Genomic DNA, 14,287 nt, shown 5'->3' on the forward strand with positions numbered 1-14,287 from the left:
AATAGATGGTGTTTCAAGCGAACATATTGACAATTTTTCCGGATATGTTTCCGGGATATTTGGGCATGTCGCTGGCAGGAAAAGGTCTAAAAAATGGCCTTTGGAGGCTAAAAACACTGGACATTCGTGACTTTTCTGATAATAAGCACCGCAATGTAGACGATACTCCAGCAGGCGGTGGCCCTGGAATGGTGATGCGGGCCGATATTCTGGCACAGGCAATAGATGCAAGTGTTAAGGATTTGGGATCAGAGAAACCAATTGTTTACATGAGCCCCCGCGGTAAGCATTTCAACCAGAAAATGGCTGAAGAATGGTTACATGCAGGGGGGGTGTCAGTCTTGTGTGGACGTTTCGAAGGCGTTGATGAACGCGTTCTTGAAGCAAGGAACATACAAGAGGTCAGTTTGGGTGATTTTATCCTCTCTGGCGGTGAGCCAGCCGCGATGGCAATGCTGGACAGTGTGATCCGAATGATTCCTGGGGTAATGGGAAAACAGGAAACACTTGATGAAGAAAGTTTCGCTGCAGGGCTCTTAGAGTATCCACAGTATACCAGGCCTAGTGTTTGGGAAGGTCGGGAAATCCCGGAGGTTCTCACGAGTGGGAACCACAAGAAAGTTGCTGAATGGCGGCTTGAACAAAGTGAAAAAATAACTCGCTTACGCCGGCCGGATCTCTGGTCGACCTATGAGCGGGACAAGAAATAAAAAAGGAAAAGACAATGGATATTATCCAGAAGCTTGAGCAAGAAAATATTGCTAAACTGACCGAAGGTAAAGAAATCCCTGATTTTCAGGCTGGCGACACACTAAAAGTCGGCGTGAAAATTAAAGAGGGCAGCCGTGAGCGTGTACAGAACTATGAAGGTCTCTGCATTGCTCGCTCTAACAAAGGCATCTCATCAAACTTCACAGTCCGTAAGATTTCATACGGTGAAGGTGTTGAGCGTGTATTTCCACTTTATGGCCCAGCTGTAGATAGCATCGAAGTTATTCGTCGTGGTAAAGTACGTCGTGCGAAACTTTACTATCTCCGTAGCCGTCGTGGTAAAGCTGCACGTATTAAAGAGCGTCGTCGCTAATCAAATTATCCTATATGGATATGAAAAAGCTCAGTCAGCAATGACTGGGCTTTTTTTTATATAAAAAAAGCAGGACCGAAGTCCTGCTGTTAGAGTGAGGGAGCTGTCGTTTATTTGGCAGCGAATGATTTCATTTCAATTGCAGTGGAGGCTTTGGCAATGAGACGATTAATCGTAGCGACATTCGCTTGTTGCTTTTTCGCTTTTGAGAGATAAGTCATAGCTTTCTCTGGTTGCTCTAGGATAATGTATATTACTCCTAGATTTAGGTTTGCTCGCCAATTTTGTCTATCGTGTTTAAGGGCTGCCTTGCAGCTGCTAATGGCGTCTTCGAATTTGCCCAAATTTTGTTCTGCTACACAGAGGTTATTATAAGCGTTCGCTTTATGTGCAGGCGCTAAATTTATACGGCTTGCTCTTTTTAGCTTTGAATAGGCCTTTTTATAGTCGCCTTTTTGTAAGGCAATAGTGCCGCTTTTAAGATCTGCATTGGGCTGGACTGTTACATGGAGTGAGTTGTCATGAGCAAGAGCTGCATTTGTCAAAAAAAGTGAGCCTGAAAGGGCTAGCGTCGTGATGGTGGTTTTTACTGCTGTCAGGGTAAACATTTTAGATCCTCTTTCATCTTTGTTGTTGTCTTCGATATGTCTAACGTATATATTCAGATATGAATAATAAATAGAATATATTGCATAATAATTATTCAAATATGAATAGGATGGAAGATGGAATGGAACCACATTAAATATTTCTTGAAGATGGCCGAAACAGGCTCTCTTCTTTCCGCAGCGAAGGAATTGCAAGTGTCACAGCCTACGCTAAGTCGTCATTTGACTGCTTTGGAAGATGACTTAGGGACAGCAGTCTTTACCCGAAAAACCAAAGGGCTGGAATTAACAGCAGCGGGTGAGCAATTGCGTGAATATGCAGAACAAATGAGTGAAAGCGCTATGGCCATAGAGCGGATTGCCATGGGAGCGGATCTCACTCTCGCGGGTCCCGTTACCATTACAGTTGTGGATAGTATCGGGACTGAATGGCTGACGGAAAATCTTTTTGCTTTTCATGAAAAATTCCCAGACATAGAGCTTACATTGAGGATCGAGGACAGCAGCGCTGACCTCATGAGGAAGGAAGCAGATATCGCTATTCGTATGTATCGGCCTGAACAGCCAGATTTAATCGGGAAGAAAGTCGGCGTGATGACCTACGGTCTTTATAGTTCAGAAAAATATCTTTCCACTGCAGGAGAGCCAAAAAAACTGCGAGATATTCAAGATCATCGCATGGTTCTGGCTACGGGAACAATTCTCAAATTCGTAAAACCGCTCTTAAAGGAAATGAATATAAAGCTTGGAAAAGTGGCTTTCTCTGCAAATAGTGCGATTGCATTGGCAAAGGCCACAAGAATGGGGTACGGCATTGGTATTCATAGCAGTTTTTCAGCGCTTAGATACCCAGAGCTAAAGCCTGTTCTTAATGGGCATCAGAAATATTCAGAAATCTGGTTGGTCACACATGAAGATATCCATAGAAGTGCAAGAATACGGGCGGTGTTTGATTATTTGAGTGAGTTATTTGCAGGCTATATGAAGCAACTGCGAGCAAAAGAGGATTTGTCAGCATTGTAATTTTATTGCTTTTTGATGCAAGTCAGTGATCTTTTGTTGCGCTGCATATAAAAGCGGTCTATGTAGCCTAAAACCGCCTGATGTACAGGCGTTTTTACCTTACTTATTGGTCCTGAAGCTCTCTACACTTGATCAGATGAGAAAGAGAACTATTGAATTGAAATGGAGTCTATGATGACACAGACGATGTATGATAAAATTTGGCACCATCATGTTGTAGAAGAACGCGGTGACGGTGTCGCTCTCTTGTACATTGATCGTCAAATTATTCATGAGGTAACTTCCCCACAAGCTTTTGAAGGGTTGAGACTCGCGAATAGGAAGCTACGTCGTCGAGATGCGAATATAGCTGTGCCAGATCATAATGTACCGACAAAAAATCGCCATCTGCCAAACCCAGATCCAAGCAGCAAAGAGCAGCTTGAAACGCTTGAGCAAAATGTGGACGCTTTCGATGTGAACTATATTCCTATGGATGATATTCGCCAAGGGATCGTTCATGTGGTTGGCCCAGAACAGGGCATCACACAGCCAGGAATTACAATGGTCTGTGGAGACAGTCATACGTCAACAAATGGGGCTTTTGGTGCTCTAGCTTTCGGCATAGGCACCTCTGAAATCGAACATGCTTTTGCCACACAAACTCTGGTGCTTAAAAAGTCTAAAAGTATGCGTGTAAAGATTGAAGGCACACTGCCTTTCGGTTGCTCTGCTAAAGATATGGCGCTTGCAGTGATTGGAAAACTTGGAACTGCAGGTGGGACGGGATATGTGATTGAGTATGCTGGATCAATGGTTGAAGGCCTGTCAATGGAAGGACGTATGACATTATGCAACATGTCTATTGAGGCTGGTGCTCGTGCAGGTATGGTTGCACCAGATGAAACAACTTTCAATTACATCAAGGGGCGCCCTTTTGCCCCCAAAGGCGGACAGTGGAATGCAGCGGTCGCTTATTGGAAATCTCTGGTAAGTGATGAGGGAGCAAATTTTGACAAGGAAGTGACATTAACTCAGGATGATATTGTGCCGCTTGTGACTTGGGGAACCAGTCCGGAAGATGTGATTCCGGTGACAGCAGAAATTCCAGCCCCATCAAGTTTTGCTGACCCGAATAAGCAAGTCGCAGCAGAAGCCTCTCTTGATTATATGGGATTAGCGGCGGGGACACCGATGCAAGAAGTCTCTGTTGATCGTGTCTTTGTCGGGTCTTGTACGAATAGTCGTATTGAAGACCTACGGCAAGCTGCGGCTATGATTAAAGGCCGTAAAATCTCGGAAAGTGTGAAAGAGGCGATCATTGTTCCTGGCTCTGGTCTCGTTAAACATATGGCAGAGGAAGAGGGGCTGGATAAGCTCTTCATAGAGGCTGGTTTTGAGTGGCGTGAACCAGGTTGTTCAATGTGCTTGGCAATGAACCCTGATAAAGCAGGGCCTGGTGAGCATGTAGCCAGCACGAGCAATAGAAATTTTGTCTCAAGGCAAGGGCCAGGAGCAAGGACACATCTTGTTTCACCGGCTATGGCTGTGGGGGCTGCAATAGCCGGCCATTTTGTTGATGTCAGAAATTATTAAAAGAGGAGTAAGACGATGAAAGCATTTAAAACAGTAACCTCTATTCCTACTCCTTTCCCGCGTGTGAATGTGGACACAGATGTTATTATTCAAGGGCAATTCCTGAAAACCATCAAACGAACCGGATTAGGCGTGCATGCCTTTAACAGTATTCGATATGATAGGGAGGGTAATCATATTCCTGATAATATCTTCGACAGAGTGCCGTATAATAGCGCTTCAATTCTGGTTGCGGGGGATAATTTTGGCTGCGGATCTAGTCGTGAGCATGCTCCTTGGGCTATAGGAGATATGGGATATCGCTGCGTAATAGCACCCAGCTTTGCAGACATCTTTGCAGGGAATTGCGCAAAGAACGGGATTGTCACTGTTTGTTTGCCACAAGAGCAGATTGACATTTTGGTGGCTGAAGGCCAAGCAGAGCGAGAAATTACAGTAGATTTAGAAGAGAAAACTGTAACTATTGAAGGGGATAAGCAATTCTCGTTTGACTATAATGCTGTTCACCGCCATATGCTGTTGAATGGACTGGATGAAATTGGTCAAACTCTACAATCCGATGCAGCCATTACGGCCTATGAAAATGAAAGACGCCTTGTAACACCTTGGCTGTTTAGCGAGTAAGATAATGACAACATATAACTTAACGGTATTCCCTGGCGATGGTATTGGTCCTGAGATTGTGGACCAAGGCTTGCGTGTTTTAGAGTGGGTTGAAGAGGCTTACGGTGTAAAATTTGATATACACACGGATCTGCTTGGGGGTATTTCTTATGATACTCACGGCCTGCCTTTGACAGAAGCCGCTCTTGCTAAGGCGCAAGCATCAGATGCAGTTCTAATGGGATCAGTCGGCGGGCCTAAGTGGGACGGTAAGACAGATTATGACAAACGACCTGAACAAGGATTGCTAAATCTTCGTAAAGGGTTGAATGTTTTTGCAAATCTTCGCCCAGCTTATTGTTTTGATGCTCTTGCTGATGCCAGCAGTCTAAAAAAAGAGTTGGTTGCAGGGCTTGATATGCTCATTGTCCGCGAGCTTGCAGGCGGCGTCTATTTTGGCGAGCCTCGCGGAATCAATACATTGGAAGATGGAACACGTGAAGGGATAAACACACAGCGGTATCATGAGAGTGAAATATCTCGCATTGCCCGAGTTGGTTTTGAAATGGCTCAAAAAAGAGGTGGTCGCCTTGTGAGTGCTGAGAAATCAAATGTGATGGAGAGCGGATTGCTTTGGCGTGAGGTGGTAACAGCAGTGGCCACAGACTATCCGGATGTTGAGTTGTCTCATATGTTGGCCGATAATTGTGCCATGCAGATTGTTAGAGCGCCGAAACAGTTTGATGTGATCGTAACAGATAACCTCTTTGGTGATTTATTATCTGATGAAGCTGCTATGCTGACAGGGTCTTTAGGCATGCTGCCATCGGCTTCTCTCTCTGATGAGGGGCCTGGACTGTATGAGCCTATTCATGGCAGTGCCCCTGATATTGCGGGGCAGGATTTAGCGAACCCAATCGCAACAATATTATCTTTTGCCATGGCTTTGCGATATTCGCTTAATCTTGGCGATGCTGCAACGGCAATTGAACATGCCGTTTCAGTAACACTTGATCAGGGATATCGGACAGCAGATATTATGTCGGAAGGCATGAAATCTGTCGGAACAAAGGCTATGGGGGATGCTCTTTTGGCAGCCCTTCGCTCATAAAAAAACTAATAATATCGCATAATTTGGAGTAATGAAAATGGCATTAGTAGTCGCAGTCGTAGGCGCAACCGGCAATGTAGGTCGGGAAATGCTCAATATTTTGGAAGAGAGAAAATTCCCCGCCTCTGAGGTTATCGCTGTTGCCTCAAGAAGGTCGCAGGGCTCGAAGGTAGGTTATGGTGAAAAAGAGCTCACTGTAAAAGCGTTGGATAGATTTGATTTTAGTACTGTCGACATTGCTCTCTTTGCTTGCGGTGGAAAAGTCACTGCAGAATTCGCACCACTTGCAGCAGAAGCAGGGGCTATTGTAATTGATAATTCATCACATTTCCGGATGCATCCTGACGTGCCACTTGTGGTGCCAGAAGTAAATGCTGAAGCTGTGGATGGCTACAAAAAAAAGAATATCATTGCTAATCCCAATTGTTCTACGGCTCAGATGCTCGTGGCTTTGAAGCCCTTGCATGATGCTGCAGTGATTAAACGTGCCGTGGTTTCTACATATCAGTCTGTTTCTGGCTCAGGTTCTGCAGCCATGGATGAGCTTTTCACTCAGACGCGGGCTATTCTTGTGAATGACCCTGTAGAGGCGAATGTGTATCCAAAACAAATTGCTTTCAATTGTATTCCTCATATCGATGTCTTTATGGAAGACGGGTCAACTAAAGAAGAATGGAAAATGGTTGCAGAAACGCACAAAATGCTGGATTCTGCCATTGAATTGACGGCAACATGCGTTCGAGTTCCTGTCTTTGTCGGTCATAGTGAAAGCATCAATTTAGAGTTTGAAAAACCACTTTCTCATAATGAAGCCCGAGAAATACTCTCTAAGGCTCCAGGGTGTTTGGTGATCGACCGCCGCGACGATGGAGGCTATATCACCCCTCTAGAATGTGTTGGTGATTTTAATACTTATATCAGCCGTATAAGGGACGATAAGACAGTTAAACACGGATTGAATATCTGGGTTGTGTCAGATAATTTGCGCAAAGGCGCTGCCCTTAATGCTGTACAAATTGCAGAAACATTGATTGAGCGCGGACATATTACAGCATAAATATAGGTTGAAAGGTAAGGTAAGTCACTGATTTACCTTTCTTTTTATATTTATAGTTGACTTAGTCAATTAAATGTATGTATATGGCAAATAAAAAGGATGCGCGATGATCTCTAACTCACAAATATTTTCCATTCGTCGATTCAATAGGTTTTACACTTATTTTATGGGGTTGCTGAACAGCTCTATGTACGGAAGTGACTTTTCTTTAACGGAGGGGCGTCTAATTTATGAGCTGGCGAATTCAGGGACAGTATCGGCAAAGGCGCTCTGCCAAAGGTTAGACTTAGACCCTGGTTATGTAAGTCGTAAACTTAAGGTATTTGAAAAGATAGGCCTGGTCCGTAGGGAGAAAAGCAAAGGAGATGGGCGCGTTGTTCTTCTGTTTTTGACACCGAAAGGCGAAGAGGTAGCTGCAGAGCTGGCCGTTAAGTCTGCGGAGGATATCCACTCTAAGCTTGGTCATTTGAATTCTAAAGACTTAGGTGCAGTTGTGGATATGATGGCCTCAATTGAACAAGTGACATCAGGTCAAAAAGCCGCTTCAAAAATACTGATACGACCGTATAGAGTAGGAGATATGGGTTGGGTTCTAGAACAACACGGGGTGCTCTATTCTAACGGCTACGGATGGACGAAAGGGTTTGAGGCTTTAACGGCAAAGATTATTGCAGATTTTATGGAGAATTTTGATCCCGTATGTGAACAGGCCTTTATCGCTGAATTAAATGGGGAGCGTGTTGGAAGTATTTTTCTTGTGAAAGATCAAGAAGCAGCGACTGCGCGCATTAGATTGTTTTTAATGGATCCAAAGGCCCGAGGGCTAGGTTTAGGACAGGAACTTGTTAAGCAAGCTATTGATTTTGCTAGGGATTGTGAATATGAAGAGATTGTACTCTGGACAAATGCTGTGCTTAAAGCAGCCCGTCATATTTATGAAAAAGCAGGATTTACGCTTGTTCATGAAGAAATGCATACCCAATTTGGCCTTCCAATGCTTGGCCATACATTCCGACTAAAAATATAAAAGGGTGCTTTGATCACTACTAAATATTGTTTATAAGATGGGACGCATTGCCATTATAGGGAAGGGGCATATCCATGAAGTTACGACGGTCAGTTTTATTTATGCCTGCGAGCAATGAACGAGCTCTTGAAAAAGCTAAAACTATTCCTGCAGATGTCCTTGTTTTTGACCTTGAAGATGCTGTTGCTCCTGGTGCTAAAGAAGCTGCCCGTGTTCTTGCCGTTAAGGCTGCAAATAGTCGGGAGTATGGTGAGAAAGAAATTTTAATTCGATCAAATGCGCCAGGCACACCTTGGTGGAAAGAAGATTTAAAAGCCATATGTCAGTCTAAGGCTGATGGTCTTGTTGTGCCAAAAGTTTCTGATGTGGGGGATATCATGGGAATCCAGAACAGTATGTATAATGCTGGCGCACCCTGTGATATGAAGTTTTGGGCTATGATTGAGACAGCGAGTGCATGCTTAAATATTCGCCAAATCGCAGAATCTGGCCGGCGTCTCGCCGGTTTTATGATGGGGGCGAATGATTTAACTTTAGAACTACATGCAAAGCGTACCCATAATCGATTACCGATTATGACAGGTATGGGTATGACTATTCTAGCAGCAAGAGCAAATGATCTGTGTGTGCTTGATTCCGTTTATAACGACTTTAAAGATATCACTGGGTTTGAGGCGGAATGCCAACAAGCCGAAGAGCTGGGTTTTGACGGCAAAACGTTAATTCATCCTAATCAAGTTGCGAGTGCCAATTCAATTTTCAGTCCCACACAGGAAGAAATATTAGAGGCGAAAGCTCTTATAAATACTTTTGCTGAAGCTCAAGACAAAGGGCAGGGGGTTGCCACATTTAAAGGAAAAATGATCGAAGAACTTCATGTGCGCGAAGCAGAGCGCCTTCTTGCCTTTGACATTTAATTTTCTGGAATAATCCTCATGATCATACCTGTATCATTGGCAATATAGAGGAAACCATCTGGGCTCTCTTCCACAAATCGAATGCGCCAGCCCGCTTCCTCAAATAGCCTGTTTTCCTTTGCCATAGTTCTCCCTTTTAGAGTGATGTGATTCAGATGTTGTTTTGCTAAGGCGCCAATGAAAAGATGATTTTTCCACTTTTTCATACGGCTACCAGAGTAAAAAGTCATTCCGCTAGGGGCGATTGAAGGGGTCCAGAAGTGAAGCGGTTGAGCCATGCCCTCTTTATGTGTTCCTTCTCCTATCTTTCCACCGCCGTATTCTTCGCCGAAGGTTATGACCGGCCATCCATAATTTGTTCCCGGCCTAAGAATGTTGATTTCATCCCCGCCCTGCGGGCCATGTTCATTGAACCAGATTTCCCCGGTATCTGGATGAAGAGCCATACCTTGGGCGTTGCGACTGCCATAAGCATAGATTTCAGGTAAAGCGGTTCCATTCCCTAAAAATGGATTATCTTTAGGGATAGTGCCATCTAAATTGAGGCGAAGGATTTTCCCCATGGTATTATCTAATGATTGCGCTAAATCTCTAAAGTCGTAGCCGTCGCCCACAGAGAGGTAGATGTGGTGATCTGTCAGAACAAGGCGGCCACCAAAGTGCCATTTCCCGGAGCGCTTCGTAGGTGTTTCATAGAGGACTTTTATATCTTTGAGGTTAGGTCCCTCAAGGCGGGCTTTTGCAACAGCAAGACCACTGGCAGAGTCTGTTCCCACTGCATAAGCAAAATATACCCAATTCCCTTTGATTTTAAGATCAAATAATCCTGCACTCAAGCTGGCGCTTCTGACCATTGGCGGGAGGTTTTTGAGTTTCATTTTGTCACCGGTGTTAAGATCAAGAAGTGTTAATGCCCCTTTAGATCGTTCACCGATTAATGCTTTATCATTTGAGAGAAAGGTCATGCTCCACGGCGTAGAAAATCCGCTGCTCACAAGTTCTAAACGAAATCTTTCACCGTGGCTTTCATAGAGTTTAGATATATCCAAACTCTCGTCAGAAGCATATGTCTTATGATAAGATCCTATGTGCAATAGAAGGGCAACGGCAATAAATTTAAGCATGATTGATCTCCTCAAGAGTAGCCTACCCCATGTTCCTTTAGATGAGGAGAAGAGATCTCTTTTCTAAACCAATTAAATAGGCAGCGGTAAATTTTTTTGATCAAGAAATGCTTTAAATATGACAGCTCGTCATGCCTCGCTTCGCAAGATATTGCTGATGATATTCCTCAGCTTCCCACATCGTTTGTGCTTTTTCTATAACCGTCACAATCGGCCGTGCAAAGCGCCCACTCTCTTTTAGCTTTGAAAGTTTTTCTTCTGCCACAGCTTTTTGATCTTCCCCGTCAAAGAAGATAACAGAGCGATACTGGCTGCCTACATCTGGTCCTTGCATATTTAGCTGTGTAGGATTGTGGTTATCAAAGAAAATATCAACCAAATCGCCATACTCGACCTTATGGGGGTTATAGGCAATTTGAACAACTTCAGCATGACCGGTGGTGTCGGTACAAACTGCCTGATACGTAGGATTATCTATATGGCCGCCCATATAGCCCACACACGTTGCTTCAACTCCGTCTAGGGTGCGGTATAGTTCTTCTACACCCCAGAAACACCCTGCACCAAATGTAGCAGTTCTTGTCGTCATGATTTCACCTTTATGTCGTCCTATTGGTACCTGAAAGATAATATGGTGCTGACAGGGGTAAATGTCTATGCCATAAAGAGTAATATTTTCTAATGCACAGGTAACAAAATGTTGAAGACAGCGTTGATTTTTTCCAGTTTTCTTTTCTCTAGTGGCATCGCTACGCAGGAAATCCCTCAGGAGCTTTATGACTTAGGGATGAAAGAGTGTACAACCAGTTGTACACCAGCCTTTGGAAAGGCTGTTTGTTTTCAGTTGTGTCAATGTTCCATGAATGAATTTAAAAAAAGATTGCAGTTAAAAGAATATCTTTCTTTGAAAGCAGCAACCCTTCAAGGAAACATTAGTGTTGATCAGCGCAAAGTTATGGATTCAATAGCAAAGACATGTGATGCAAAGTTGACCCTTAAGGTGCCAAAGCCTAAGATCAAAAAGCCAGTTCCCAAGCCTGGCGAATTAAAGAAGCAAGAAAAGAAATAAGCACTCTTAAATTCTACATTTTTTGGCTCATCTATAATTCTTTATAAAGTTACGCACAGAATTGACTTTATTCTCGTCTGATCTATATATCTGTTTGTTCTATTATTGGAATTAGATTAAATTGGATTCATCGATGAATTATCCTCCGACATTAAAGCAGCTGAAATATTTAGTGAGTTTGAATAGACACATGCACTTTGGCAAAGCAGCTGAAGAAGCTGGTGTTTCTCAATCAACTTTGTCATCTGGTATCCAGGAGCTTGAAGCACTCCTTGGCCTTAAGCTCGTGGAGCGAACAAAGCGAACTGTCATGTTTACGCCTTTGGGGTTGGAGATCGTGGCGCGGTCATCAGATATTTTGAACAAAGTAACAGACCTCACACAGCTTGCTGCACGAGCAAGGGCGCCCCTTTCAGGTCCGATGGTTATGGGGATTATCCCTACCATAGCTCCTTTTTTGTTGCCTGATATTATGCCTGCCTTGCGGGACTCGTTTCCCGAACTAGAATTGGCTTTGGTGGAAGGGAAATCTTCAGATCTCTGTAGCAAGCTAAAGTCTGGTGATCTAGATCTGGTCTTATATGCGCTTCCATTCGCGTGCGGCCAATTAGAGGAAATGCCCCTTTTCGATGATCCTTTTGTGAGTGTTTTTCCAGAAAACAGCTCTATGCCCGCTGAAATAACTTTAGATGATTTGAGTGGGCAATCTGTCTTGCTGTTAGAAGAAGGACACTGTTTGAGAGACCATGCACTCTCGGCATGTCAACTGACTGGCCGTGACCGAACAGAGCGGGCTTTAGCAGGAACAAGCCTTTATACAATCGTTCAAATGGTTGCGTCAGGCTTTGGTATGTCTTTACTTCCCGCTATGGCTGTGGATAATGGAATTTTGAATGGAACGAATTTAAAACCAGTCTCATTTAAAGCACCAGTTCCTAGTCGCAAAATTGGGCTTGTCTGGAGAGAAAGTGATCCAAGGTCAAAAGATTTTGCGAAAATTGGTCATGTGATTAGGGACACTGTTACCTAGGAGATAAGAGATGAAAGACCGATTGACTCAAGCTTTAATTTTACTTGTCGGTCTTATCAATGTTATTCCTGTAATAGGAGCACTGTCAGCAAGTATGATACAATCTCTCTATCATATCGATATCTCTGATCCTAATCTTGTTATACTCATGCGTCACAGAGCCATTCTTTTTGGCATCCTTGGGGGGTATATTCTTTTCTCTTTGATCAGGCGAGACGAACAAAAGCGTGCGCTATTTGTGGGGCTGATCTCAATGGTAAGCTTTGCGGGCATTGCGCTTATGGAAGCGTCGCTGAATGCTAAACTTTCAATGGTTTTAACAATTGATTATGTGGGAATAGGGGCGGCAGCTGTTGCGTTACTTCTCTTGAGAAGCAAGCCCCAAACTGCGCCATCTTGAAAAGTTTTCTAAAGTTCATCGACTATTTGATAGAGCGCGTCCAAACATTGTCGTCCTAGGTGAACACATCTGTCCGGAGACCAGCCATGATCTACATCCGGAAGATCATCATTGTCTTTAAACGGCATTTCTAATGTCATCGCAACACAGTTGAAAGCATGTGCATGATAATTTGTGCCCACGGTTAGGTTTGCTGTTCCTGGGGCGCTTATTGGATAGCCGTGTTTTTCTTGGAAGTCAGGGCTGATGGTAGCCAGAAGACCTCTGTATTTCCTAAAGAGGGCAATTTTTTCTTCTTGAATGTCTGGAATGCCTTCAAAACCAGCCAGGAAATTATAGGGCAGAGCCTCATCTCCGTGAACATCCATACAAAAATCCACACCCGTTTCTGCCATTTTTTCACGAACGAGATAGACTTCAGGGCTACGTTCTAATGAAGGCTCGAGCCATTCTCTATTTAGATTTGCTCCCGCAGCGTTTGTTCTAAGGTGCCCGCGTTTGCTGCCATCTGGATTCATATTGGGGACAATATAGAAGTGGACTTTTTCTAACAATCGTCTCGAAACAGGGTCAGATTCGTCTAAGAGGCGTTCTAGCATGCCTTCCATCCACCATTCTGCCATTGTTTCGCCCGGATGTTGACGTGCCATCAGCCACACGATTTTTCTGTCTTCTGGCCCGTATCCAATTTCAAGCATATCAAGTGCTTGTTCATCAAGGGTCTGACCAAGAACATGCGTTGTCACCAACGGGTGTTGGGCACTGTCAGCAATCAAATCAGCGTGCTGTTCCATAGTGTAGGGTGCAAAATAAGCAAAATAAATATGATCTTCATCTACATCACAGTGCCACTTCAGTGTTTGCCCATCATATTGAGTTGGGATACGAAACCATTCCGTGCGATCATACGAGGCGCAGACACTATAATTTTCCCAGCCTTCAGGATAGGCAGCACCCCCAGCATTTTCTATGGAGAAGCCGACATCTTCGTTTCGGGCACCACTAAGGCGAAAATAAAACCACTGGTAAAAATCTGAGTCGGTATCTTTTCTAATATTTAAACGAATATCGCTTGAATTTGATATATCGAGAACCTGAATATTGCCGCTATCAAAAGCACTTGTGATGAGCATGGGGTATAATCCTTGTTGGATGTGACATTATGTTGGAAATGGTGTACACTATATCTACTTACGTTTTCAAGAGCGTGAGAAAATACCACCCATAACTATGGGCGTGAACAAGGCGACCTGACCCAGCCAAGTGCGATCAGGCCGCCTTTTGTTATGACTTCATTCCTGATCTTTGAAGGGGTTATGGCTCAGATTGAATGGATGAAAAAAATAACAGAAAAAGCGCGCGTTTTAGCTGTTGACAGATCGAAGGTCCCTCTATATGTTCCGCGTCAAGGATTCGGGTGAAAAGTGATTTTCCACCCTGTTTGGTTATTTAGCCAGACATAAATATAACAGAATTATTGTAAGAGAGACGACCTATGAAAGTCCGTAACAGCCTTAAATCGCTGAAAAATCGCCACCGCGATTGTCGCGTGATCCGCCGTAAAGGCCGTACATATGTAATCAACAAAACTCAGCGCCGCTTTAAAGCTCGCCAGGGTTAATCCTACATACTGTCCAAGTTTAAGAGGCCGCCTGACAT

General features: G+C 43.9%; 17 protein-coding genes. 13 read left to right on the forward strand and 4 right to left on the reverse strand.

All coding sequences use genetic code 11. From position 1 onward, the window contains the following. Positions 1 to 5: 5 nt before the first annotated feature. Positions 6 to 710 carry a tRNA (guanosine(37)-N1)-methyltransferase TrmD gene (gene trmD, locus QGN29_RS09735; RefSeq protein ID WP_310797660.1) on the forward strand — a complete coding sequence of 235 codons (705 nt, stop codon included), beginning with the start codon at positions 6 to 8 and terminating at the stop codon, positions 708 to 710. Between the two features lie 14 nt (positions 711 to 724). Beyond that, positions 725 to 1,084 (forward strand): 50S ribosomal protein L19, encoded by a 360-nt coding sequence (gene rplS / locus QGN29_RS09740; RefSeq protein WP_310797661.1) that lies wholly within the window; start codon positions 725 to 727, stop codon positions 1,082 to 1,084. 110 nt (positions 1,085 to 1,194) lie between these two features. Here the strand turns inward: rplS and QGN29_RS09745 are convergent, their stop codons facing one another. Next, positions 1,195 to 1,692 carry a tetratricopeptide repeat protein gene (locus QGN29_RS09745; protein WP_310797662.1) on the reverse strand — a complete coding sequence of 166 codons (498 nt, stop codon included), beginning with the start codon at positions 1,690 to 1,692 and terminating at the stop codon, positions 1,195 to 1,197. A gap of 117 nt (positions 1,693 to 1,809) precedes the next feature. On the opposite strand from QGN29_RS09745, the gene QGN29_RS09750 reads away from it, so the two are divergent. The 7 genes from QGN29_RS09750 to QGN29_RS09780 all read left to right on the forward strand — a co-directional run bounded on the left by QGN29_RS09750 (position 1,810) and on the right by QGN29_RS09780 (position 9,005). Further along, positions 1,810 to 2,715 (forward strand): LysR family transcriptional regulator, encoded by a 906-nt coding sequence (locus QGN29_RS09750; protein WP_310797663.1) that lies wholly within the window; start codon positions 1,810 to 1,812, stop codon positions 2,713 to 2,715. 174 nt (positions 2,716 to 2,889) lie between these two features. Next, entirely contained in the window at positions 2,890 to 4,290 is a 1,401-nt protein-coding gene (gene leuC / locus QGN29_RS09755; protein ID WP_310797664.1) for a 3-isopropylmalate dehydratase large subunit, read from the forward strand. A 15-nt stretch (positions 4,291 to 4,305) separates the two neighbouring features. Further along, the gene (gene leuD / locus QGN29_RS09760) at positions 4,306 to 4,914 is read left to right on the forward strand and encodes a 3-isopropylmalate dehydratase small subunit (protein WP_310797665.1); all 609 of its coding nucleotides are present in this window, start codon (positions 4,306 to 4,308) and stop codon (positions 4,912 to 4,914) included. 4 nt (positions 4,915 to 4,918) lie between these two features. Then, positions 4,919 to 6,004, forward strand: a complete 1,086-nt coding sequence (leuB, locus tag QGN29_RS09765) for a 3-isopropylmalate dehydrogenase (RefSeq protein WP_310797666.1) — start codon at positions 4,919 to 4,921, stop codon at positions 6,002 to 6,004. 37 nt (positions 6,005 to 6,041) lie between these two features. Further along, positions 6,042 to 7,061 carry an aspartate-semialdehyde dehydrogenase gene (locus QGN29_RS09770; protein WP_310797667.1) on the forward strand — a complete coding sequence of 340 codons (1,020 nt, stop codon included), beginning with the start codon at positions 6,042 to 6,044 and terminating at the stop codon, positions 7,059 to 7,061. A gap of 106 nt (positions 7,062 to 7,167) precedes the next feature. Next, positions 7,168 to 8,088 carry a bifunctional helix-turn-helix transcriptional regulator/GNAT family N-acetyltransferase gene (locus QGN29_RS09775; protein ID WP_310797668.1) on the forward strand — a complete coding sequence of 307 codons (921 nt, stop codon included), beginning with the start codon at positions 7,168 to 7,170 and terminating at the stop codon, positions 8,086 to 8,088. A 74-nt stretch (positions 8,089 to 8,162) separates the two neighbouring features. Then, positions 8,163 to 9,005, forward strand: coding sequence for an HpcH/HpaI aldolase/citrate lyase family protein (locus QGN29_RS09780; protein ID WP_310797669.1), 843 nt, complete (start codon positions 8,163 to 8,165; stop codon positions 9,003 to 9,005). Here QGN29_RS09780 and QGN29_RS09785 read toward each other — a convergent pair. Both QGN29_RS09785 and msrA read right to left on the reverse strand, forming a co-directional pair. Continuing rightward, a complete protein-coding gene (locus QGN29_RS09785; RefSeq protein WP_310797670.1) occupies positions 9,002 to 10,129 on the reverse strand; it encodes a PQQ-dependent sugar dehydrogenase in 1,128 nt (375 codons plus the stop codon). The two genes, QGN29_RS09780 and QGN29_RS09785, sit on opposite strands and share 4 nt — an antisense overlap. Before the next feature lie 112 nt (positions 10,130 to 10,241). Further along, the gene (msrA, locus tag QGN29_RS09790) at positions 10,242 to 10,718 is read right to left on the reverse strand and encodes a peptide-methionine (S)-S-oxide reductase MsrA (protein WP_310797671.1); all 477 of its coding nucleotides are present in this window, start codon (positions 10,716 to 10,718) and stop codon (positions 10,242 to 10,244) included. Between the two features lie 108 nt (positions 10,719 to 10,826). Here msrA and QGN29_RS09795 point away from each other — a divergent pair, with 108 nt between their 5' ends. From QGN29_RS09795 to QGN29_RS09805, 3 genes are all read left to right on the forward strand, one after another. Then, positions 10,827 to 11,198 carry a hypothetical protein gene (locus QGN29_RS09795; RefSeq protein ID WP_310797672.1) on the forward strand — a complete coding sequence of 124 codons (372 nt, stop codon included), beginning with the start codon at positions 10,827 to 10,829 and terminating at the stop codon, positions 11,196 to 11,198. 133 nt (positions 11,199 to 11,331) lie between these two features. Further along, the gene (locus QGN29_RS09800; protein WP_310797673.1) at positions 11,332 to 12,228 is read left to right on the forward strand and encodes a hydrogen peroxide-inducible genes activator; all 897 of its coding nucleotides are present in this window, start codon (positions 11,332 to 11,334) and stop codon (positions 12,226 to 12,228) included. Positions 12,229 to 12,238: 10 nt separating this feature from the next. Beyond that, entirely contained in the window at positions 12,239 to 12,628 is a 390-nt protein-coding gene (locus QGN29_RS09805) for a hypothetical protein (protein ID WP_310797674.1), read from the forward strand. An 8-nt stretch (positions 12,629 to 12,636) separates the two neighbouring features. Here QGN29_RS09805 and QGN29_RS09810 read toward each other — a convergent pair whose 3' ends face one another. Next, on the reverse strand, positions 12,637 to 13,761 hold the full coding sequence (locus QGN29_RS09810; RefSeq protein WP_310797675.1) for a M14 family metallopeptidase: 1,125 nt from the start codon (positions 13,759 to 13,761) through the stop codon (positions 12,637 to 12,639). Between the two features lie 362 nt (positions 13,762 to 14,123). Between QGN29_RS09810 and ykgO the strand changes: the two genes are divergently transcribed. Further along, positions 14,124 to 14,249, forward strand: coding sequence for a type B 50S ribosomal protein L36 (gene ykgO / locus QGN29_RS09815; RefSeq protein WP_310797676.1), 126 nt, complete (start codon positions 14,124 to 14,126; stop codon positions 14,247 to 14,249). The last annotated feature ends 38 nt before the right edge of the window (positions 14,250 to 14,287 follow it).

The organism is Temperatibacter marinus (assembly GCF_031598375.1).
In the GTDB taxonomy this organism is placed as follows: domain Bacteria; phylum Pseudomonadota; class Alphaproteobacteria; order Sphingomonadales; family Kordiimonadaceae; genus Temperatibacter; species Temperatibacter marinus.

Bases quoted from the DNA above. Each gene is read 5' to 3' on its own strand.
- trmD (WP_310797660.1), top strand. From the start codon at position 6: ATGGTGTTTCAAGCGAACATATTGACAATTTTTCCGGATATGTTTCCG.
- rplS (WP_310797661.1), top strand. From the start codon at position 725: ATGGATATTATCCAGAAGCTTGAGCAAGAAAATATTGCTAAACTGACC.
- QGN29_RS09745 (WP_310797662.1), bottom strand. From the start codon at position 1,692: ATGTTTACCCTGACAGCAGTAAAAACCACCATCACGACGCTAGCCCTT.
- QGN29_RS09750 (WP_310797663.1), top strand. From the start codon at position 1,810: ATGGAATGGAACCACATTAAATATTTCTTGAAGATGGCCGAAACAGGC.
- leuC (WP_310797664.1), top strand. From the start codon at position 2,890: ATGACACAGACGATGTATGATAAAATTTGGCACCATCATGTTGTAGAA.
- leuD (WP_310797665.1), top strand. From the start codon at position 4,306: ATGAAAGCATTTAAAACAGTAACCTCTATTCCTACTCCTTTCCCGCGT.
- leuB (WP_310797666.1), top strand. From the start codon at position 4,919: ATGACAACATATAACTTAACGGTATTCCCTGGCGATGGTATTGGTCCT.
- QGN29_RS09770 (WP_310797667.1), top strand. From the start codon at position 6,042: ATGGCATTAGTAGTCGCAGTCGTAGGCGCAACCGGCAATGTAGGTCGG.
- QGN29_RS09775 (WP_310797668.1), top strand. From the start codon at position 7,168: ATGATCTCTAACTCACAAATATTTTCCATTCGTCGATTCAATAGGTTT.
- QGN29_RS09780 (WP_310797669.1), top strand. From the start codon at position 8,163: ATGAAGTTACGACGGTCAGTTTTATTTATGCCTGCGAGCAATGAACGA.
- QGN29_RS09785 (WP_310797670.1), bottom strand. From the start codon at position 10,129: ATGCTTAAATTTATTGCCGTTGCCCTTCTATTGCACATAGGATCTTAT.
- msrA (WP_310797671.1), bottom strand. From the start codon at position 10,718: ATGACGACAAGAACTGCTACATTTGGTGCAGGGTGTTTCTGGGGTGTA.
- QGN29_RS09795 (WP_310797672.1), top strand. From the start codon at position 10,827: ATGTTGAAGACAGCGTTGATTTTTTCCAGTTTTCTTTTCTCTAGTGGC.
- QGN29_RS09800 (WP_310797673.1), top strand. From the start codon at position 11,332: ATGAATTATCCTCCGACATTAAAGCAGCTGAAATATTTAGTGAGTTTG.
- QGN29_RS09805 (WP_310797674.1), top strand. From the start codon at position 12,239: ATGAAAGACCGATTGACTCAAGCTTTAATTTTACTTGTCGGTCTTATC.
- QGN29_RS09810 (WP_310797675.1), bottom strand. From the start codon at position 13,761: ATGCTCATCACAAGTGCTTTTGATAGCGGCAATATTCAGGTTCTCGAT.
- ykgO (WP_310797676.1), top strand. From the start codon at position 14,124: ATGAAAGTCCGTAACAGCCTTAAATCGCTGAAAAATCGCCACCGCGAT.